The organism is Pseudophaeobacter sp. TrK17 (assembly GCF_042192375.1).
GTDB lineage: Bacteria > Pseudomonadota > Alphaproteobacteria > Rhodobacterales > Rhodobacteraceae > Pseudophaeobacter.
This window is the reverse complement of record NZ_CP071700.1, coordinates 3,667,519-3,685,966: the sequence shown is the minus strand read 5'-3', so window position 1 is coordinate 3,685,966 and position 18,448 is coordinate 3,667,519. Positions and strand designations below refer to the sequence as shown.

At 54.8% G+C, this 18,448-nt stretch carries 18 protein-coding genes and 1 pseudogene; 15 read left to right on the top strand and 4 right to left on the bottom strand.

Going from position 1 to position 18,448, the window contains the following annotated elements; genetic code table 11:
• The first annotated feature begins 585 nt into the window (after nucleotides 1–585).
• The gene (locus JZI28_RS17500; RefSeq protein ID WP_375698423.1) at nucleotides 586–735 is read left to right on the top strand and encodes a hypothetical protein; all 150 of its coding nucleotides are present in this window, start codon (nucleotides 586–588) and stop codon (nucleotides 733–735) included.
• Nucleotides 736–957: 222 nt separating this feature from the next.
• On the opposite strand, the gene JZI28_RS17495 is transcribed toward JZI28_RS17500, so the two are convergent.
• On the bottom strand, nucleotides 958–2,310 hold the full coding sequence (locus tag JZI28_RS17495; protein ID WP_347510046.1) for an IS1380 family transposase: 1,353 nt from the start codon (nucleotides 2,308–2,310) through the stop codon (nucleotides 958–960).
• A gap of 386 nt (nucleotides 2,311–2,696) precedes the next feature.
• Here JZI28_RS17495 and JZI28_RS17490 point away from each other — a divergent pair, with 386 nt between their 5' ends.
• The 3 genes from JZI28_RS17490 to JZI28_RS17480 all read left to right on the top strand — a co-directional run bounded on the left by JZI28_RS17490 (nucleotide 2,697) and on the right by JZI28_RS17480 (nucleotide 5,243).
• Entirely contained in the window at nucleotides 2,697–2,939 is a 243-nt protein-coding gene (locus JZI28_RS17490) for a hypothetical protein (protein WP_375698422.1), read from the top strand.
• A 111-nt stretch (nucleotides 2,940–3,050) separates the two neighbouring features.
• A complete protein-coding gene (locus tag JZI28_RS17485) occupies nucleotides 3,051–3,734 on the top strand; it encodes a competence protein CoiA (RefSeq protein WP_375700118.1) in 684 nt (227 codons plus the stop codon).
• A gap of 321 nt (nucleotides 3,735–4,055) precedes the next feature.
• The gene (locus tag JZI28_RS17480; protein WP_375698421.1) at nucleotides 4,056–5,243 is read left to right on the top strand and encodes a tyrosine-type recombinase/integrase; all 1,188 of its coding nucleotides are present in this window, start codon (nucleotides 4,056–4,058) and stop codon (nucleotides 5,241–5,243) included.
• 204 nt (nucleotides 5,244–5,447) lie between these two features.
• Here JZI28_RS17480 and JZI28_RS17475 read toward each other — a convergent pair whose 3' ends face one another.
• Nucleotides 5,448–6,326: a LysR family transcriptional regulator gene (locus JZI28_RS17475; RefSeq protein ID WP_375698420.1), complete on the bottom strand. Its 879-nt coding sequence runs from the start codon at nucleotides 6,324–6,326 to the stop codon at nucleotides 5,448–5,450.
• Nucleotides 6,327–6,461: 135 nt separating this feature from the next.
• On the opposite strand from JZI28_RS17475, the gene JZI28_RS17470 reads away from it, so the two are divergent.
• The 11 genes and pseudogenes from JZI28_RS17470 (at nucleotide 6,462) to istB (ending at nucleotide 17,192) form a co-directional block, all read left to right on the top strand.
• Entirely contained in the window at nucleotides 6,462–7,091 is a 630-nt protein-coding gene (locus tag JZI28_RS17470) for a glutathione binding-like protein (protein ID WP_375698419.1), read from the top strand.
• The gene (locus JZI28_RS17465; RefSeq protein ID WP_375698418.1) at nucleotides 7,088–7,462 is read left to right on the top strand and encodes a nuclear transport factor 2 family protein; all 375 of its coding nucleotides are present in this window, start codon (nucleotides 7,088–7,090) and stop codon (nucleotides 7,460–7,462) included. Before JZI28_RS17470 ends, JZI28_RS17465 begins: the two co-directional genes overlap by 4 nt.
• A gap of 11 nt (nucleotides 7,463–7,473) precedes the next feature.
• Nucleotides 7,474–7,665: a 4-oxalocrotonate tautomerase family protein gene (locus JZI28_RS17460; protein ID WP_375698417.1), complete on the top strand. Its 192-nt coding sequence runs from the start codon at nucleotides 7,474–7,476 to the stop codon at nucleotides 7,663–7,665.
• A 23-nt stretch (nucleotides 7,666–7,688) separates the two neighbouring features.
• Nucleotides 7,689–9,001: pseudogene (locus tag JZI28_RS17455) on the top strand (IS256 family transposase); the annotation flags it as partial.
• A 92-nt stretch (nucleotides 9,002–9,093) separates the two neighbouring features.
• Complete coding sequence (locus JZI28_RS17450; RefSeq protein WP_375698416.1) at nucleotides 9,094–10,071, top strand: NAD(P)H-dependent flavin oxidoreductase; 978 nt, start codon at nucleotides 9,094–9,096, stop codon at nucleotides 10,069–10,071.
• A gap of 5 nt (nucleotides 10,072–10,076) precedes the next feature.
• Entirely contained in the window at nucleotides 10,077–10,481 is a 405-nt protein-coding gene (locus tag JZI28_RS17445; protein ID WP_375698415.1) for a GFA family protein, read from the top strand.
• Nucleotides 10,482–10,566: 85 nt separating this feature from the next.
• A complete protein-coding gene (locus tag JZI28_RS17440; RefSeq protein WP_375698414.1) occupies nucleotides 10,567–10,788 on the top strand; it encodes an NIPSNAP family protein in 222 nt (73 codons plus the stop codon).
• 438 nt (nucleotides 10,789–11,226) lie between these two features.
• Nucleotides 11,227–11,592 carry a hypothetical protein gene (locus tag JZI28_RS17435; RefSeq protein ID WP_375698413.1) on the top strand — a complete coding sequence of 122 codons (366 nt, stop codon included), beginning with the start codon at nucleotides 11,227–11,229 and terminating at the stop codon, nucleotides 11,590–11,592.
• A gap of 941 nt (nucleotides 11,593–12,533) precedes the next feature.
• Nucleotides 12,534–14,849: a DNA polymerase gene (locus tag JZI28_RS17430; protein WP_375698412.1), complete on the top strand. Its 2,316-nt coding sequence runs from the start codon at nucleotides 12,534–12,536 to the stop codon at nucleotides 14,847–14,849.
• Nucleotides 14,850–14,937: 88 nt separating this feature from the next.
• The gene (gene istA / locus JZI28_RS17425) at nucleotides 14,938–16,437 is read left to right on the top strand and encodes an IS21 family transposase (RefSeq protein WP_375700067.1); all 1,500 of its coding nucleotides are present in this window, start codon (nucleotides 14,938–14,940) and stop codon (nucleotides 16,435–16,437) included.
• Nucleotides 16,434–17,192 (top strand): IS21-like element helper ATPase IstB, encoded by a 759-nt coding sequence (istB, locus tag JZI28_RS17420; RefSeq protein WP_274841184.1) that lies wholly within the window; start codon nucleotides 16,434–16,436, stop codon nucleotides 17,190–17,192. Before istA ends, istB begins: the two co-directional genes overlap by 4 nt.
• Before the next feature lie 83 nt (nucleotides 17,193–17,275).
• Here istB and JZI28_RS17415 read toward each other — a convergent pair whose 3' ends face one another.
• Together JZI28_RS17415 and JZI28_RS17410 are read right to left on the bottom strand one after the other, a co-directional pair.
• On the bottom strand, nucleotides 17,276–17,563 hold the full coding sequence (locus JZI28_RS17415) for a hypothetical protein (RefSeq protein ID WP_375698411.1): 288 nt from the start codon (nucleotides 17,561–17,563) through the stop codon (nucleotides 17,276–17,278).
• A gap of 46 nt (nucleotides 17,564–17,609) precedes the next feature.
• Nucleotides 17,610–18,443: a DUF4339 domain-containing protein gene (locus JZI28_RS17410; RefSeq protein ID WP_375698410.1), complete on the bottom strand. Its 834-nt coding sequence runs from the start codon at nucleotides 18,441–18,443 to the stop codon at nucleotides 17,610–17,612.
• Nucleotides 18,444–18,448 lie beyond the last annotated feature (5 nt).

The window sequence follows — 18,448 nt, the reverse complement described above, 5'->3', positions numbered from 1 at the left end:
CCAAAGTGGCCTACTTTTGCGCCGCCCAATGGTCTGATTTTACTCCGCCGTTGACATCACGCTAAAAACACAAAGACCCAGCGAAAGCCGGGTCTGTTTATGTCCACTAGAGGCGCTTCCTTAGCTCAATGGGTTCGGAGCGGCCTTACGGCCTCATGGAAACGGCTTTGCTGCTAAAGCCGACGTCGGGACCAAGCGCTATCTAGTGCAGCAAACACGCCAGTCATGCCCTTTACGTAGGTTCATTGATACACGTAACTCCTACGCGTTGTCAATACGCTGTAGCGTGCGTTGCAACGTACGTCCTATCAATACGTCTTAAATAATTTGACTTATCTGACGACCACGCTGTCGCGGATTGGGGTACGCGGTAACAACTGAGTATTCGGTACTGCCATCGGATTTAGGCATCAACTGAAGTACCGCGAGCCCTGCATTGTTTCGTAGTGCAAGTAACTTCAAGTTGCGCTCACGTCTGTGAGATTCATGAATAACAGGGGTATTGGGTACAATTATCTGCGCCACAAAATGCGCCACCTGCTCCATGTTAGTGTATCCGAGAGGGATAATCTCGTGGGAATGCCGATGCCAGATATGCTGAACACCGAAGCTACCGCGCTGCCCTACTTCGACACCGTGCTTCAGGATGACATTGCCTTCAGGAACTACAAGCCCCCCAACGGCAACACCTTGTACCCTACCGAAATGCAGGTTGCCGTTGGGGTGTGGAATTAATCCGACATTCCCCAAGTGGCCTGCCGTCTGACGTCAAGATCGCCTGATTTTGCCCGCTGGACAAGCGTTTTTCGCGCCGAGCGGCGTCTGCGGTCGCGCAAACGCCTGGAGCTGGGCGGATCGGGCCGCGAACCCGCAGCGTCTTTTCCCGGCAGCGACGTTTTTCAGCGCTGTGGGCAGACCTGTCGAGCCTCTTTCGTTGAGTTTTGGCCAATTTCGCGATTACGCGCATAGCGGCGGCGCTCGCAATCGGTGGATGGCGGCAAGGATAGCCCTGACCATGGGGCCAGTCACCGCGACCTCGGCGAGTTGGAAGGTGATGGCGCGGGCGTGACGCACCACACGGGCGCCGATCTTGATCAGCTTCAATTGCAGGCTGGTCAACGACCAGTCGGCCATCGCCTCGGGCAGTTCGATGCAGCGCAGGAATGTGGCCAGGTTGTAGGCCAGCGCATGGAGTTGCAGCCGCACCTCGTTGTCGCGGAACTTCCGGCATGACAGGCGCGTCCAGCGAAAGGCGTATTTACCCTCCTTGATGTGCTGCTCGGCGGTGCCGCGCTGGTTGTAGAACTGAACCACCCAGTCCGGGTCCATCGGCATGTTGGTGACGATGAAGCCGACACGCGGGAACAGCTCGCCCGGATGCCATTCGATCTTTGCGACCACACGGCGCGGTTTGTCCCAAGACGCCGCCTGATACTCGAAGTCCTCGTAGAAGCGCTTGACTTTGGTCTGCGAGGGTCGTCCGACAGGTCGGGTCAGCCGATCCGCGATCTTCTCACGCAGAACGGTGTTGGCAGGCAGCCGGATGGCGTAGAAGTACCGGGCTTCTTCCAGCCGCTCATAGATCGCCGGGATCGCATAGGCGGCATCCGCCCGGAAGAACCGCATTATGTCACGCTCTGCATACCGGGCGATGACGGGGTCGAGAACGTCCCGCCAGCCATCGGCGCTGTGGACATTGCCATGGCGCAGGGCGCAGCGCTCCAACATGCCGAACTGATTGAACAGAAAGTTGGGGTGATAGCAGGTGCAGGCGAAATGCCCGTTCCAGGCCGCGCCCTCCTGATCGCCATGGGTAGGGCTGACCGAGCTGTCCATGTCCAGCACGATGTACTTCAGCCCATGGCGATTATGAAACCGGTCGATCCATTGGCCGTTCAGGTCGGCCAGGGCTTCCCGGTTTTCGGCCAGAGCCAGCGTCTCAGTCTCGAACCGTCCCATCTGTGAGGCCGAGGCCGCCTGCGCATCGACAGCCCTTCCACCCACGACCTGGCGCATGACCGGATCGAGGGCCAGCCGGTCGGCGTCGTTGACATCCTCGTATCCGGCCAGTCGCCCGAACACCGACTGCCGGAACAACCCGTCAAGACGATGGATCGTGTTTTTCCCGCGCCGGGTGTCGCGCAGCGCTGTTGCCGCCAGATCGGACAGCCCAAGCGCGTCATCCAGCTCGCGCATCACCAGCAGCCCGCCGTCCGAACTGAGCTGCGTGCCGCGAAACTCCAGCCGCACACGGCGGTCGAAATCGACCCGATCTGCCTGCTGCAAGCCTACACCCTCTGGGTGACCCATGAAACACGCCCCTATCAGCCGCCAACACTATGATTTATATGTGAAATACAACGGTCAAGACAGCGAAATCAGCGATCTACTTGGGGAATGTGGGTTAATGTGTTTCGCAAATTTGTTGTGACCTATTCTGTGTCCAATTTTCTTATGAAATACTCGACTGCTGTTGGCTACCAGAATTGAGCATAACTCGTACAGTGAAATTCCTCTAAGGTTGTGGACGGTCGTGTCGAAAAAGCCTGAGCGTTCATGCCCAAATTTCTAGGTCAACAGCCATTTTCGTGGTAAAATGTGCTTGTTTGGGCTGGTTGTCTACACAGCCCGTGGGGCGGCGTTAATGCAATCTGCCCCCCTCTCGGACATCACAACACCCCGAACAGGCAGAAATCATGGCAGCAGAGACGCGCGAACTGCGTTTGAAGATCAACGCAGCAGCCGCGAAGTCCAGAGCAAAGGAATTCAACGGCGCTATCAAGTTCATTACAGCGGCAGTCCAAGAGCTGGACCGTGCCGCTGATGGTGCGTTCACAAAGTTGGACACCTCCCCCAAGTTAGACGTATCCGGCATCAAGAAAGCCATGCGCGAAGTGAAGAACACCGCGAAGGCAACTGCCCGCTCAAAAATATTTTGACTCCAAGATGCACGCCCAAGTTTAGACGTTCAAGCACTAGGCAGTGAAGAGACAAGGGTTGAGTTTCCACGGCCCCTTGGAATTCCGTTGGGAAGTATCCATCTGTTTCAAATGCGCTTTGCCCTATCAGACACTCAACGCATTGAAGCAACACCCAAAGCAGTCGGTACATGCCCCTGCTGCGGAGCAGAAATGTTGGCCCGCTGTGGCACCAAAAAGGTATGGCACTGGGCACATAAGGGGCGACGCCACTGTGATCCGTGGTGGGAAAACGAGACCGAATGGCACCGATCTTGGAAGAACAAATTCTCACCTGATTGGCAAGAGGTATCTGCGCGAGATGCACAGGGCGAGCTACACATCGCTGACATAAAGACCCCATATGGTCTCACAATCGAGTTTCAGCACTCCGCGATAAAACCCGACGAAGTAATTAAACGTACGGCTTTCCATGATCAGGTAATCTGGATTATCGATGCAACTCGTCGGCCAACTGACCTAACACAGTATGCCCAGATGTTAGATTACACTTACCCGGAACGTTTTGATGGAGTCGACATTTTTACGGTTCATCACAAAGAAACTCGCCTTCTAAAGGAATGGGGGTCGTTGGGGAGGATCGTCGGCTTTGATTATGGGGGTGGCAATCTGTGCCTTCTAACAGCGGCCCAAGGGCACAATCGATACCTATTTGATCTGCCCAAGGCCGAGTTTATCAAGTCAATCCTCGAGGAGAAGCCCTTACCAGTGGTCCAATTCAAGAAGCCCTCCCATCGACGTTACCGCCGCCTCTAAGCTTACTAAACTAGGCTACGTCATAGGTCTGTGGCACGATAGGACATGCACGTTGAATTCCTTCGGTCTTGGTGCGAAGACCCAAATGCGGCGCTGAAAAGACTGGCAATTGGGTGGGACACTATCTCGAAATCGTATGAGAACGAGTGGGATGGTCAACTATCCCACTCACAAGTAACATGTTGATAAAATTGGACAATGGATGCTCGCCCCCGGGCACCAATAAATCACTGAAATAGTTGATTTATTTGGCTTGTTGAAGCCTTCTGATTTAGCCCGTAAAAAGTTACACACAGTTATACACTCTTTTACGGGCATGCTTTGGCAGAAGATTCCAAAAATCGAATTCTCAAAAACAAACCCCTTCGAAAGGGCTTGGCGATATTGCTGACAGCCCGCAGCCCCTTTTGGCTCATTCGGTTGTGGGATCCGGTTGCACAGAAATACGTCCACCGCTCCTCCAAAGAAATATCCCGTGTGGAAGCCAGAGAAGCTGCCTTTGAGTTTGCAGATAATTTTCACAGCAAAGCCAACAGTGACCATGCCAAGAAGAAGGCCACCAGCTTTGAACACTATGCCAAGAAACTGATGGCGATGCAGAAGGGCCAGTCGAAATGGTCCGAGGGCGACAACAAGCTGCTGAACCGGTCAAAAGACGGTTTGATCTGCTATTTCGGAAAGCACGATGTCGCCAAGATCACCACGGGCATGGTTCGGGATTACCTGACGCATCTTGACGGGAATCGTAAAAGGCCATTGGCGCATTCGACCAAATCCAAACATGTCATCATCATTCGCAAGGTGCTGACGATTGCTGTTGAGGACGGCGTCCTGAACGTTCTGCCCGTGATGCCAAAGATCAAGACTGTGGATACGCCGAGGCACACCTTCACGGACAGCGAGTACAAGCAGTTCATGAGGGCTGCTGGCGAATGTGCCAAGCGTGGCGATGTGGTCCGGGGCGTCAAGATCACCGGCCACCATGCCAAGATGTTCCGGTTTGTCGTCCACACCTTCTTGCGCCCCACGGAAGGAGAGCTGTTTGGCCTGAAGCACAAAGATATTCAGGTTAAAGGCGAGCCTGCGCACTTGGAGATGAACGTCCGTGGCGGCAAGACCGGTGGTCGCGTGAGTGTCACCATGCCTCTTGCGGTTCCAATGTATCAGGGAAGTCTCAATCCATTCGACAAGGGCGCTATCGACAAGGAAGCCTACGTCTGGATGCCGGACTATCCAAACCGCAGGACTGCCATTAATACTGCCCGCCGCATCTTCAATCACATTTTGGCGGAGGCAGAGCTCGTTGATGAGGACCGAAAACTGTCCCCTTATTCGCTTCGCCATTATGCCATCCAGGCGCGGCTCAGAGGCTCTAAAGGGAAGGTGAACCTCTATACACTTGCCAAGAATGCTGGGACGTCAGTCGACCAGTTGGAGCGTTTCTACCTTAAAAACATGGCTCCAACCAAAGAACTGATCGAGAACTTGCAGACCCACGGAGATGATTGAAGGGTCAGGACGGGTCCATCTACTATCACTCAAGCTGCCGTTCGCCCAAGATGCAGCGAATGCTCACTTCGAGCCCAAAAAGCATGATGCTGCGTGGCGTTCGAATTGGCGCAAAGTGCGCGAAACTGCCATTCGCCAGAAGTCGGCAAAAAATGAAGATCAGAATCTGACATCAGCTCTTTTTCCGATACCACAAGGCATCTGCTATGCGACCTTTGATAGTTGCTCCCAGATTGATTGCGCAACGATGCCAACGTCCTTGTCGCGCTTGCGCATTTGAAACAGGTGCGATTGGCGTTTTTGATAGCCTTCAACGTTGAGGGCTATCAATTTACCCTGGGCCAATTCGTCTTCAATCATGTGCGTGGGAATACCGCCCCACCCAAGCTTTGCCAATAAAACCTCCTTCTTTGCTGCAAAGTCCGAAACGGTCCAGCGAAGACCGCCTGGAAGCAGATCCCTGCTCTGAGCAAACTCGCCACTACCGCTGTCGGCAACGACCACTTGTGTATAGCTTTGCATCTCGCTGATCGTTTTCATGTGCGAACTACGCGCGGGTTCGAAATCTGGATGGGCCACCGGCACAATTGTTACCTGTGCAAAGGACAACGCCTCTACCTGCTCAACGGGAACGCCATCCATAGTTGCAATGATGATGTCGGCGTCATTTCGTAGCAACCGTTCGATTGGCCCACCCATGCTATCGCGTGACAAGCGTATATGAGTGGCTGGGTATTCATCTTTGATGGTGCCGATGACTTCGAGAACTGGCTTCAATGGGAATGTGGCGGTCACGGCCAAAAAGACTTCTGGCTCCTGCTTGGCGTTCAGATTTTTCGCAACGATGTTTAGCTCTTTCATCTGCTGCATGACGCGTGTTGCTTGTCGGTAAAACACCTCTCCTGCTGGGGTCAGGCTCGGTCTATACGCTTCACGCGATAACAAAATGATGTCGATCTCGGTCTCAAGTTTTTTGAGCATGTGACTGATGGCAGATTGGGATTTGTTCAGCCGCTCTGCCGCGCCTCGAAAGGTCCCTTCGGTGACGATGGCATGCAGCACGATCAATTGTTCATAGGTCATCACGCAGTCAGCCAATCCGTTTCAGATGATTAGTATTTTAGATCGTCATGCTGAAATTTCAATATTATTAATTAGGCATCTTCATTGGTAGCGTTCCCTAAGACATCAGAAAAATTCTCAGAAAGGGAATCTCCTATGAAACTTCATTACAAACCCGGCGCGTGCTCATTGGCATCCCATATCGTCTTGAACGAACTCGGGGTTTCATTCGATCTCGACAAGACAGACACCGATGCGGGCAAGACCGAAGCGGGCGGCGATTTCCGCAAAATCAGCCCGAACGGCTATGTTCCGGCTCTGGTCACCGACGAAGGTGAGATCATCACGGAAAATCCTGCCGTGCTGCAGTATCTGGCCGATCAGTCACCCGATGCCGGGCTTGCGCCGCCAAACGGTACGCTGGCGCGCATTCGGCTTCAGGAAGTCCTCAACTTCGTATCGTCAGAATTGCATAAATCCTTCGGTCCGTTTTTCTCGGGCACCGAACTTGATGATGAAGCACGGCAGAAGGCCGAGGCTCGTGTCGGACGTCGCGCCGCGCATGTTGAGCGAATCCTTGCAGACGGTCGTACCTTTCTTCTCGGTGACACGTATACCGTTGCGGATGCCTATGCATTCGTGGTGCTCAATTGGGCTGGTTTTGTCGGGGTGAGCCTTGATGCGCATCCAAAAACCCAAGCTTATGTGGCACGTATCGCCGCGCGCCCCGCCTCGATCAAAGCAATGGTCGCAGAAGGACTCATCGAACAGGGCCAAGTGGCATGAAGGAGTTTGCCGCAGTAACCGGCGTGCTGGAGACCTATTTCGATGGTCTCTATCACGCCGACATTGAAAAGCTGGGAATAGCGTTTCACCCAAAGGCCATCTACGCAACGGCGGACGAAACGCCGCTGCTCTATCGCACGATGGATGAATATTTCCCAGTGGTAGCGAAGCGCGTATCCCCAGCATCGCGCGATGAACCCCGGCGTGACGTGATCGAGTCCATAGAGTTCGCGGGCGAGAATACCGCCTTTGCTCGCGTACGATGTTCCATCGGCACAAAGGATTTCATCGACTTTCTAACCCTTGTGCGAACCGATGGCATGTGGCGGATCATGGCCAAGATTTTCCAAATCACTGAACGCGAGATCTGAAAGGAACCGATATGCCCTATGTAAACATCAAAGTGACCCGAGAGGGCGTCACCGCTGATCAGAAGGCCGAATTGATCAGCGGGGTTACCGACTTGCTGGTCCGGGTTCTTGACAAGTCTCCGGCGACAACTTTCGTCGTCATTGACGAAGTTGAGCTTGAGGATTGGGGGGTGAGCTATGCGGGAGTTTGGGTGATGGCGTGATTTGAAGGGCGGCGTATTGTGGCGGTGTAAAAGCCAGCCAGAACCTCACAAGGAGCAATACGCCATGAAGAACGATACAGACATTCTGCCATTTCGCCAATCGGATTCGATCACAGATCCATTGACCGAGCTTGCGCGGGAAGGGGCGCGGCGCATGCTGGCGGAGGCATTGAAAGCCGAAGCTGATGCTTTTGTCGCCAGTTTCGCCGATGACCGACTGGAGGATGGCCGCCAACGGATTGTGCGGCATGGATTTGGACCAGAACGTCAGATCCAGACGGGGATTGGCGCACTGGATGTGCAGCGACCGAAGGTGCGCGACCGGAAGGCGACCCCTGATGCAGCCTCAAAAGTCCGCTTCACGTCGAACATATTGCCCAAATGGGCGCGCCGCTCGGTCAGTCTGGATGCGCTTTTGCCGGTGCTTTACCTGAAAGGTATCTCAACCGGCGATTTCCAGGAGGCGCTGTCAGCCATTTTAGGGGCTGATGCACCCAACCTGTCGCCCAGCGTACTGGCCCGCCTGACAGCGGGTTGGCAGACAGATTATGACAGCTGGGCGCAGCGAGATCTATCGGCTCGTCACTACGTCTACATCTGGGCGGATGGTGTCTATCTTCAGGCGCGGATGGAAGAAAATGCCGAGTGTATGTTGGTGATCATTGGCGCGACACCGGAGGGTAAGAAGGAACTGCTCGGCTTTCAGGTCGGCCTTCGAGAGAGCACGCAGAGCTGGCACGAGTTGCTGACTGACATCAAGAAGCGCGGACTGTCCGTCGCGCCCGAGATCGCGGTTGGCGATGGGGCCATGGGCTTCTGGAACGCGCTGGATAAGGCGTTTCCAAGCACAAAACACCAGAGATGCTGGGTACATAAGGTGAAAAATGTGCTGAACTATTTTCCCAAGCAAATGGGACCCGGCGTGAAGTCGGATCTGGACAACATTCAGCACGCCGACACCCGTGCTGCCGCAATATTTGCCTTGGATACTTTCAAAGACAAATATGGCGTGAAATACGAAAAAGGTGTGGCCTGTCTGATCAAGGACAAGGACGCGATGCTGGCATTCTTCGACTTCCCGGCCGAGCATTGGGGCCATCTGCGCACCTCGAATCCCATCGAGAGCGTCTTCGCAACGGTGCGGCATAGAACGGTGCGCACCAAAGGCGCACTCTCGCAAAAGACCGCAAAACTGATGGTCTTCACCCTCATCCAGTCCGCATCGAAAACATGGCTGCGCCTCAAAGGCAGAAATCAGTTGCCAAAAGTCATCGAAGGAATCAAATTCAACGACGGCGTCGAAGTGAAGAATGACGCCAAAAACCGCGCCGCCTGATGACGCGCGTCACCCAAATTCAAGCATAGCTCTTGGGGGGTTGGTGGCCTGCCGGTCGAACAGTACAGACGCAAAGCGGCGAGCTGACCCAAATGCCCCTTCACACCCCTATCTGTGATCTGTTCGGCATCGAACATCCTGTTCTTCTGGCACCGATGGCGGGTGTCAGCGGCGGCGCACTTGCCGCCGCAGTCAGCCGCGCTGGCGGTTTGGGTCTGATCGGTGGTGGCTACGGTGACGCCGATTGGCTCGCCCGCGAGTTCGACGCTGCGGGCGATACGCGGATTGGGGTGGGTTTTATCACGTGGTCTCTGGCGCGTCAGCCGCAGCTGCTCGATCTTGTCCTCGACCGTGCGCCCGCCGCGCTGATGCTCTCATTTGGTGATTTTCAACCGTTTCTTTCCAAAATCTGGGACGCGGAGACCAAACTAGTCGTTCAAGTCCAGACACTGGGGCAAGCGCGCGAAGCTGTGGACACTGGCGTCGATGCCATCGTGGCGCAGGGCACCGAGGCGGGCGGACACGGCGGTACCAGAGCCACATTGCCTTTCGTTCCGGCGGTGGTCGATATCGCAAAGGACATACCGGTCATAGCGGCAGGCGGCATTGCTGATGGCCGTGGTTTAGCTGCAGCTCTGGCCCTTGGGGCCTCGGGTGTGTTGTGTGGAACAGGCTTCTTCGCCAGCGACGAATCCCTCGCCAGCGACAATGCAAAACAAGCAATCCTTCATGGCAGCGGCGATAACACCGAGCGCAGTTCCGTCTTCGACATCGCACGCGGACTTGATTGGCCATCCGACTGGAATTTACGCACGATGCGAAATGACTTCACCCATCAATGGAGCGAGAACATTGGCGGCCTCAAGCAAAACCTTGCTGAGGAGCAAGCCCGTTTTGAAGCCGCTCGGAATGTGGATGACACAGGCATCGCCCCGGTGATTGTTGGAGAAGCCGCTGATCTCGTTCGAGCAATCGAACCCGCTCAAGACGCGCTGCGCCGAATGATTGCGCAGGCTGAAGTGCACTTGCGGCGCATAAGCAGACTTGTTGAGCCAAACAGCAAAGGATAGCGACGATGAAGAAAATCAAAGGCAGATGCCTGTGTGGAGCCATCTCCTACGAGGTAGCTAACGCGTTTGAAAAACTGTTTCTGTGCAGCTGTGAGCAGTGCCGTCAGATCACCGGGTCGGCGTTCGCATCTAACCTGTTCGTGAGCATCGACGGGTTTGAGTGGCTCGGAGGCGCCGACGATATTGCCAATTACCAGGTGCCGGGGCGGGATATCTCCAAGTCGTTCTGCAGAGTCTGTGGGTCCGGCGTTCCCTGGGCCAGTGGTGACGGAACAAAGATGATCGTTCCGGCCGGATCTCTGAGCGAGCAGGCTAACGTGGCCGAGCGGATCAGAATATTCACTTCGGAGCAGCCGTCATGGGCGTCGGGCCTGGAGCAAGTCTCCACACACGCGGCGTTCCCAGACTGACTGAGATCAAAACCAATGGGTCTAAATCCCTGACGACGGACAACAGCACAATAATCAGATTGGAGAAATCATGATAACCTGTCACGTGACCTACAAGATTGACCCTGCCAAAATCGAAAACTTTGAGGCTTATGCAAAAGCATGGATACCTCTTGTAGAGCGATTTGGTGGCACACATCATGGATACTTCCTGCCACACGAAGGGCCGAATGACCTGGCCTATGCGGCATTTTCATTCCCGTCTCTGGCTGCTTACGAAACCTATCGGACAGAAAGCGCAGCCGATTCAGACTGTAATGCGGCATAGGATTTTGCCGTAAGAACCAACTGCATCCTGCGGTACGATAGACATTTTCTCCGACCTGTTCTGGACGGTGATATATCAGGTATTCTTGATCAGCAGGCTTAGCGAGACTTCTACTGACCCGCGTCATAGGAAATGCAGAGCGCCGGGCGAAATCTGGGCCCCGAACCAGCGGCGACCGGCAGAAAAGCAGATACGTCTTCGACACTGAGCACCGCAGGCGGCTTCCCGCCCTCAGTGCTTTTCGCTATAGGAGCGATGCGCCGCAATTAGCTGCCATTGGTGCAGGTGCAGCGAATTCACCCTTTGTCCGCCTAGCTGACTATGGCTTTAGAGTGGTTGAATGTCTACTCTTCGGTTTTCCAGTGCATACCCATCAAAAGCGTGTTGCCTTCTCTGCATGACCCAAAGGACGCCATAGGGGTAACAAAGGAGACCCCAATGGCACTTGAGAAACAGTTCAAACTAGAAGCGGCAGAGAAGCCGAAAGCGATCCAGCCATTTGCCCAACGTCGTCAGAAGTTCATCGCTGCTGTCGATAAGCAGTTGGCCGGTGTGCCCGACGATGGCACCAGCACGATCACCAGCACATGGGCTTGGAAATCCGATGATGGGGTTTGGTTCATCTCGCCCCGCTATGGGAGAACACCGCTTGAGCTGTCCCCGGGCCTGAATGCGATCAAATGTGTGGATATGGCCGACATCGCCAAGAACCTCCAAAAGCTGAAGGCGCTGACAGATGAGGGCAAGCTGGATGATGTGCTGATGGAAGCCGCCACCACCATCCGCAGCCGCTTTGGTAAATGAGACAAATGGAAGGGCTGGGAACCAGTTTGGCCAAAGGCCGAACCCCATACTCAGCCCGCCCAAACCAACCAACCATAATATTCTAAGGCACTTGCGAAGCACTTCACGAAGTGAAGCCATATGCCAATCTTTGGTCAATTTCTTGATCCCTTCGTGATCAAGAACTGCGTTGGTATCTGATTGGGATATTTAAGTGTTTTGGATTTTGGACATACTTCTCCTATCCGAAAAGGAGGAGCATGTGAGACCCTGGGGTCTGACAAACCATCTACACACGATTGCTTTAATAGCTCGGCTGGCGGTTATCCTGTCTCAGCCTACGTGCTGCTTACACAGCGGACCGATGTACTAGCGCCCTGTAGATGGCAATTCGGCTAGCTCGGCGACGGCACTCCCCCGTCTCGTGATGACAATTCATTTGCTCTGTCTCTCTCATGGGGGCTTTCATCTTTCCCCCGGCTTTCGCTGTCCCCTGACCCTACTATTCGATGACGTCATGTCTGCTGACCTACTGATTTCGGTTCGGCACCATCCGGCGGAGATTGCCTTCTGATTGCATGACGCTTCGGGCTGTCTATGTGGTTTTCTGTATCGCGTTCCTGATACGAAGAGAGCTTCGAGCTGTGTTTAATATGGCTGTGTGTGTCGGTGGGTATCGATGTATGTTTCTGTGTGTGTGTGGTTATTTATGGGCTGACGGTTGGGACTTTTTGGGGGTCTGGCGGATTTGGGAGAATGTCCCACAGAAACTGTGTTTAGGGGCAGATTATCCCCCGAGGTCGGTAGCGAGCTCTAGTGATCATGGCGAATGGAAAAAAATAGTAAAAGTGCCGTATGGGTGTGAGCGCGTGGAATTTACTATTTTTGTGTTCTGGCGCAAGGTTAGGCTCATTGGATGATCCATAGCAGCCCTTCGTACTTTCAATAGATCTGGAAACCGCATGACCATCAAGCCTCAGTTTCGTCCAGATCAGTTTGGTCGTCGCAACAGTCCCAAGACCAAGTACCCTCGATATCTGATCATTGGCTTTGACACTGAATATCAGCGTGAAGTCATCACAAATGCCGAGGGCAAGATTGAGCTGAGGAACCAAGTTCTCTCATACCAGTACAGCTGCCGTATCATCTCACAAGAGAATGCAGATTTTGAGCCGCATTGGTCGGGTATCGTTCTGCCGGAAGGAACGGATGATGACGACCGCCTGACGCTAGCAGAGTTTGTCGAGGATGCTCTGACAGCCGGGTTTAAGGCGCTTCCAGATCAGAAGATGCCTGTCGATATCTATTTGGTGGCCCACTTCACCCGCGCGGATGTGCCGGGGTTCAGCGACTTTAAGGACGAAGCCAGCCGGTCGGCAATGAACCTCGAGAATATTCGGGGCCTCTTCATGAATGTTGAAAAAGACATCACGGTCAATCTGAGCCGCGGTAAGGGGCTCAAACCTATTCGGCTTGGCGTGAAGATCAGGGACACGATTGCCCTGGCCCCAGCAGGAGCCAAGAGCCTTGCTAGGTTGGGTGATATTCTTGGGTTCGAGAAACTGAAGCTGTCCGACGACCCTGATGAAGAGCTGCGCCTCAAGCAGAACATGGCAGAAGTGTTGGCGACGGATTGGGACCTGTTTCGTGAATACGCCATCCGTGATGCCGAGATCTGCGATCAGTACACCACCAGAATCATCCGTATGTATTTTGAGAGAACAGGCAGGTTCAAGCTGCCTGTGACATTGACCTCCATCGGCGTCGACCTGATCCAAGAGTTCTGGGAATCCCAAGGTCTTGGTCCTCTGGCAGTCGTGGCCAAGGAAAAAGTGGTCGATAAATACTGGAGCAAGAAAAAGGAACGCTTCCAGACCCGCAAGAGGATCGTTTCCACCAAAAGGATGCACTGGAACGAGGACTTCTTCACCGAGTGCTATCATGGCGGGCGCAATGAACAGTTTTGGTTTGGTCCAGCACCCGAAGGGGTTTGGTATGACTATGATCTGTCCAGTGCCTATCCATCCGGCATGGCGATCATTGGCCACCCTCATTGGGATACGATCAGGGCCATCAAAAGCACTGAGGAGCTTCTGACCCGTTTTGAGCCTGATGATCTGGCCTACGCCAATGTAGATTTTGAGTTCCCTGATGACGTCCGATATCCCGTTCTGCCAGTGCGGACGGAGAATGGGCTGCTGTTTCCGAGGAAAGGCAACAGCACCACCCATATCAGTGAGATCCTTCTGGCCAAGCGGCTTGGGTGTAAAATCCGTTTGGTCGAAGGGCGGCAGATCGATTCCGATAGGATCATCAGCAGGACAGAAGAGTATTCCCCGGCCAAACGCCCCTTCTCTGGCTTTGCCCGCAACTGCATTGCGGAACGCTCCAAATATCCCAAGAAGTCTTTGGACAATCTGTTTTGGAAGGAGCTCGTCAACTCGACCTATGGCAAAACTGCCCAAGGGCTGAGGGAGCGTCGGATATATGATTTGCGGGACGCTGAGACAAAACCTCTTCAGCCCAGCAAGATTACCAACCCAGTCTATGCCGCCTTCATTACGGCCTTTTGTCGGGGTGTGCTTGGCGAGATCATGAATGCGCTTCCCCCTGAGGTGCAGATCTTCAGCGTGACGACGGATGGCTTTCTGACGACAGCAACAGACGAACAGATGCAAGCAGCTGCTTTTGGCCCCTTGGGGCGAAGGTATCTGGATTCCCGGCGCAGGCTTGCAGGTGAGTGGGGTATCTACGAGATCAAACATGTCATCCGCCAGCCTGTGGGGTGGCGAACCCGTGGGCAGGCCACGTTGCAGCCCTCCCAGTCTGCAGATTGGGAGGGAACAGGCATGACGCCCAAAGAGGACGAGAAGGTCGTTCTGGCCAAAGGCGGGATCAAGCTGGATGCGATGCTTTCCAAGAAGGAACAGAACGATGAAATCCTTCGTCTGTTCTTTGACCGCAAGCCGACGGACACAATGGTCGTCAAACTCGGGGCGGGCATTCGCGAGATGTACGAGCAGGGAATGGACTTCGTTGACAAGACGATGAGCAAACGGTTGTCGATGGAGTTTGACTGGAAGCGGCGACCTCATAGTGCTGGCGACGTGAAGGTGCCAAGCTCAGGCAAGCAATCCTATGACCACCTCGCCTTCTCAACTCAAGCATGGGACAGCGTCGATCAGTTCAACACCGTGCGGGCGATTTGGTCAGACTACAACAAGCAAGCTCCCCATTGCCTGAAAACCTTTGAGGTGTATAGGGCGGTTGCAAATTAGGCCACGGTAGCGCCGGTATTTTGCCGGGGCGGGCGGCGCAAAAGTCGTCCACTTTTGCTCTCACTGTCTTTGCAGGGAGGGCCGGAGGATTTTCACCGTGGAAGTATATTTAGCCGTGCGCCGCGCGCATTTCGATGAGGGGCGCAGCAAACGTTCGATCGCCCGTGATTTTGGCCTTGCCCGTGGAACGGTCGACAAGATGTGCGCGTATTCGTCTCCCCCTGGTTACCGCCGGAGCCAGAAAGTTCGGCGCCCGAAGTTGGAAGCCTTCACCGATACAATTGACCAATGGCTTCTGGAGGATCAGAACCGTCCGAAGAAGCAACGCCATACGGCGAAGCGGATCTTTGAACGGCTCCGTGAGGAAGAAGGCTTTACCGGCGGTTATACGACCGTGAAGGACTATGTTCGGGGGCATCGTCAAAAAGCGCGGGAGATGTTCATTCCACTCGCCCATCCTCCGGGTCACGGGCAGGCCGATTTCGGTGAGGCCGTTGTCATCCTGGGGGGCGTGGAACAGAAGATCCACTTTTTTGCCTTTGACCTGCCCTACAGCGATGCATGCTATGTGCGGGCCTATCATGCGGCGACAACAGAAGCCTGGATGGACGGGCATGTTCACGCCTTTGAGTTCTTCGGGCGCGTGCCGCTCTCGGTGGTCTATGACAATGACAGCTGCCTTGTTGCGAAGATCGAAGCCGGAGGGCGGCGTCGGCGGACGCAGATGTTCACGGAGATGTTGTCACACTACCTTTTTGATGATCGCTACGGCCGCCCGGGCAAGGGGAACGATAAAGGCAATGTCGAAGGTCTGGTGGGCTGGTCCCGGCGCAACCTGATGGTGCCGCTGCCGGAATTCCCTGATCTGGACAGCTTCAATGTCTGGCTCGAAGAACAATGTCTGACACGGCAGTCGGCTGTCTTGCATGGGCACCGGGAGACGATCGGGGAACGGCTGAAGCGGGATCTGGCTGCCATGTCGCCACTCCCTGCAATGCCTTACCAAGCCTGCCACAAGGCAACGGGCCGGGTCAGCTCCCAATCTCTGGTGCGCTACAAATCCAATGATTACTCGGTTCCCAGCACCTATGGCTTACGGGAGGTGACGATCCGTGCGTTTGTGGATGTGGTCGAAATCGGCTGTGGTGGTGGGGTCATCGCCCGTCACGCCCGCTGCTACGAGCGCGAACAAATGATCTTCGACCCTGTGCATTACTTTGCCCTTCTGGAGACGAAGCCCGGGGCCTTGGACCAAGCCGCCCCTTTGGTCGATTGGGAGATGCCCGACGAGCTGCAAACCCTGCGTCGCCTAATGGAAGCGAGACATGCCCGCCAAGGGCGCCGAGAGTTCATTCAGGTGCTTCGGCTCCTGGAAAGCTTTGATCTGCCGACTTTGTGCGCGGCGGTGCGGGTGGCGTTGCAAAAGCGGGCGATCGCCTTTGATGCGATCAAGCATCTGGTCCTGTGCCAAGTGGAGCGCCGCCCCGCTCGGCTCGATCTGTCCCTCTACCCCTATCTTCCCCGGACTGCGGTTCAGACGACAAAAGCCGCGAGTTACATGGCGCTCCTGTCGGAGGGAGCCGCATGACGGAAGTCCCGGACCTTCTGCTGGCCCATCACCTCAAGAAGCTCAAACTGCCCACCGTATTGCGCGAATACGAGAAGCAGGCGCGACAGTGCGCCGCCGAGGGGAAGGATCACATCCAGTTCCTCCACAGATTGATCGAATTGGAACTCATCGATCGGGAGCGGCGTATGGTGGAGCGACGGGTCAAGGCGGCGAAGTTCCCGGCGCCCAAAAGTCTGGACAGTTTCGACTTCCAGGCAATCCCCGCCCTGAACAAAGCCAGGGTGTTGGACCTCGCCCGTTGCGGATGGATCGAGCGGCGCGAGAACGTGATCGCTCTGGGGCCAAGTGGCACGGGCAAAACGCATGTCGCTCTTGGCCTTGGACTGGCCGCTTGTCAGAAAGGGATACCGGTTCGCTTCACCACCGCGGCGGCTCTTGTCCATGAGCTGATTGAGGCCAGTGACGAGAAACGGCTCCTGCGCCTGCAAAAGCAGATGCTGGCACCCAAGCTGCTGATCATTGATGAATTAGGCTTCGTGCCATTGAGCAAAACCGGCGCAGAACTCCTCTTCGAACTGATCTCGCAGAGATACGAACGCGCCTCGACATTGATCACCAGCAACCTCCCCTTCGAGGAATGGACTGAAACGCTCGGATCAGAACGTCTCACCGGCGCACTTCTTGATCGGCTCACCCATCATGTCTCCATTCTCGAGATGAACGGTGAAAGCTACCGCCTCGCACAGAGCCGAAAAACAACCCAGAACAACTGATCAGGAATTGCCCCTCACGGGGCAATGCGCCCGGGAACCCGCTTGCTATGTGAGGAGCCGCAGGTCCCCGGGCGCCTCTAAAATCAAACAAACGGCTCAATCCAAACTGGCCTACTTTTACGCCGCCCTAATGGACCAATTTTGCGCCGCCCTTGACAATCAGCCAATGGGTCGTCCAGTTGGTACTGTGCTTTTCCGAAATAGTATGTGCCGTTGATCATCACCAGATCTGGTAGTGAGGTGCCGCCAGGATAGTACATTACAAGCATATCGTGACCATCGGCGTTCGTCAGTTTGACAGATGTTGGAATGCATGCCTGCGTTATCAACAATGCTGCTGTGGCGGCAGTGAGTTTGAAAAACCGTTTCATCTTATAAGAGCCTTTTGGGTTGGAAATATTGAGTTTTTGCAAGCGTCTAAAAGTTTGAAAATCGAACCTGAAAGTAGAACTGATTGTTCGTCTCGGAGATCGTCAGGGCAATCGGTGTGGCTGTGCCGCTGGTGTTTTGAACCGTGGCGCTGCACTCCCGCTGGCCAAGCGCCTCGGAGTATTTGACCTCTTTGATGTCCGTAATCTTGACCACCTCGGCATTGGCAAAGTTGATCGGTATGTTGGGGTAAAGATCTTCGATCATGCTCATGGATGCTCGGCTGTCGCACTTCGGCAGACCCGACATCGTGTAGCCGCTTCCGGGCCATGCCACCGAAATGAATCCACCCAGCACCAGCATGCCAATCCACGCAAACAGCGGCCCACTGCCCAAGCCTGTTCGCTTTGAGCGCAAGAAAATGTAGGCGGGAACAAGCAGCAGAATCCAAACCAACAGGCCGTCTGCCGCATCCTTGCGGCCACTTCGCTCCACCGCGTTCTGGTCGAACAGAGCGCAGATCGTGTTGGCAAAGAAGAACAGCAGGAACGAAAGCCCAGGCATGCCACCTGTGTTGAACGTGTCCGTGCCGGTCCTCATCAAAATGGCTTCGACAAATGACATCACCAGCGGAACCAGGATCAGCATGTACAGCCAGTGGTTCTGTATCTCGCCTGTCGGCACCAGCGGCGGTTCGCTTGCTTCCCTCATCCCAGGAACCTCTGCGATCCTCTTCCAGTCGTCGGCATAACTCTTGGTCCAGACGAGTGTCTTTTCGGTCAGCTCACCGTTTTCATAGCGTGCCTTCAGGTCAGAGAAAGTGACCGGCCCCAGACGTTCGCCGCCTATGATATAAAACCATTCTGTATTCGCTTCAGTCACGGGGG

Bases quoted from the DNA above. Each gene is read 5' to 3' on its own strand.
- JZI28_RS17500 (WP_375698423.1), top strand. From the start codon at position 586: ATGCCAGATATGCTGAACACCGAAGCTACCGCGCTGCCCTACTTCGAC.
- JZI28_RS17495 (WP_347510046.1), bottom strand. From the start codon at position 2,310: ATGGGTCACCCAGAGGGTGTAGGCTTGCAGCAGGCAGATCGGGTCGAT.
- JZI28_RS17490 (WP_375698422.1), top strand. From the start codon at position 2,697: ATGGCAGCAGAGACGCGCGAACTGCGTTTGAAGATCAACGCAGCAGCC.
- JZI28_RS17485 (WP_375700118.1), top strand. From the start codon at position 3,051: ATGCGCTTTGCCCTATCAGACACTCAACGCATTGAAGCAACACCCAAA.
- JZI28_RS17475 (WP_375698420.1), bottom strand. From the start codon at position 6,326: ATGACCTATGAACAATTGATCGTGCTGCATGCCATCGTCACCGAAGGG.
- JZI28_RS17470 (WP_375698419.1), top strand. From the start codon at position 6,462: ATGAAACTTCATTACAAACCCGGCGCGTGCTCATTGGCATCCCATATC.
- JZI28_RS17465 (WP_375698418.1), top strand. From the start codon at position 7,088: ATGAAGGAGTTTGCCGCAGTAACCGGCGTGCTGGAGACCTATTTCGAT.
- JZI28_RS17460 (WP_375698417.1), top strand. From the start codon at position 7,474: ATGCCCTATGTAAACATCAAAGTGACCCGAGAGGGCGTCACCGCTGAT.
- JZI28_RS17450 (WP_375698416.1), top strand. From the start codon at position 9,094: ATGCCCCTTCACACCCCTATCTGTGATCTGTTCGGCATCGAACATCCT.
- JZI28_RS17445 (WP_375698415.1), top strand. From the start codon at position 10,077: ATGAAGAAAATCAAAGGCAGATGCCTGTGTGGAGCCATCTCCTACGAG.
- JZI28_RS17435 (WP_375698413.1), top strand. From the start codon at position 11,227: ATGGCACTTGAGAAACAGTTCAAACTAGAAGCGGCAGAGAAGCCGAAA.
- JZI28_RS17430 (WP_375698412.1), top strand. From the start codon at position 12,534: ATGACCATCAAGCCTCAGTTTCGTCCAGATCAGTTTGGTCGTCGCAAC.
- istB (WP_274841184.1), top strand. From the start codon at position 16,434: ATGACGGAAGTCCCGGACCTTCTGCTGGCCCATCACCTCAAGAAGCTC.
- JZI28_RS17415 (WP_375698411.1), bottom strand. From the start codon at position 17,563: ATGAAACGGTTTTTCAAACTCACTGCCGCCACAGCAGCATTGTTGATA.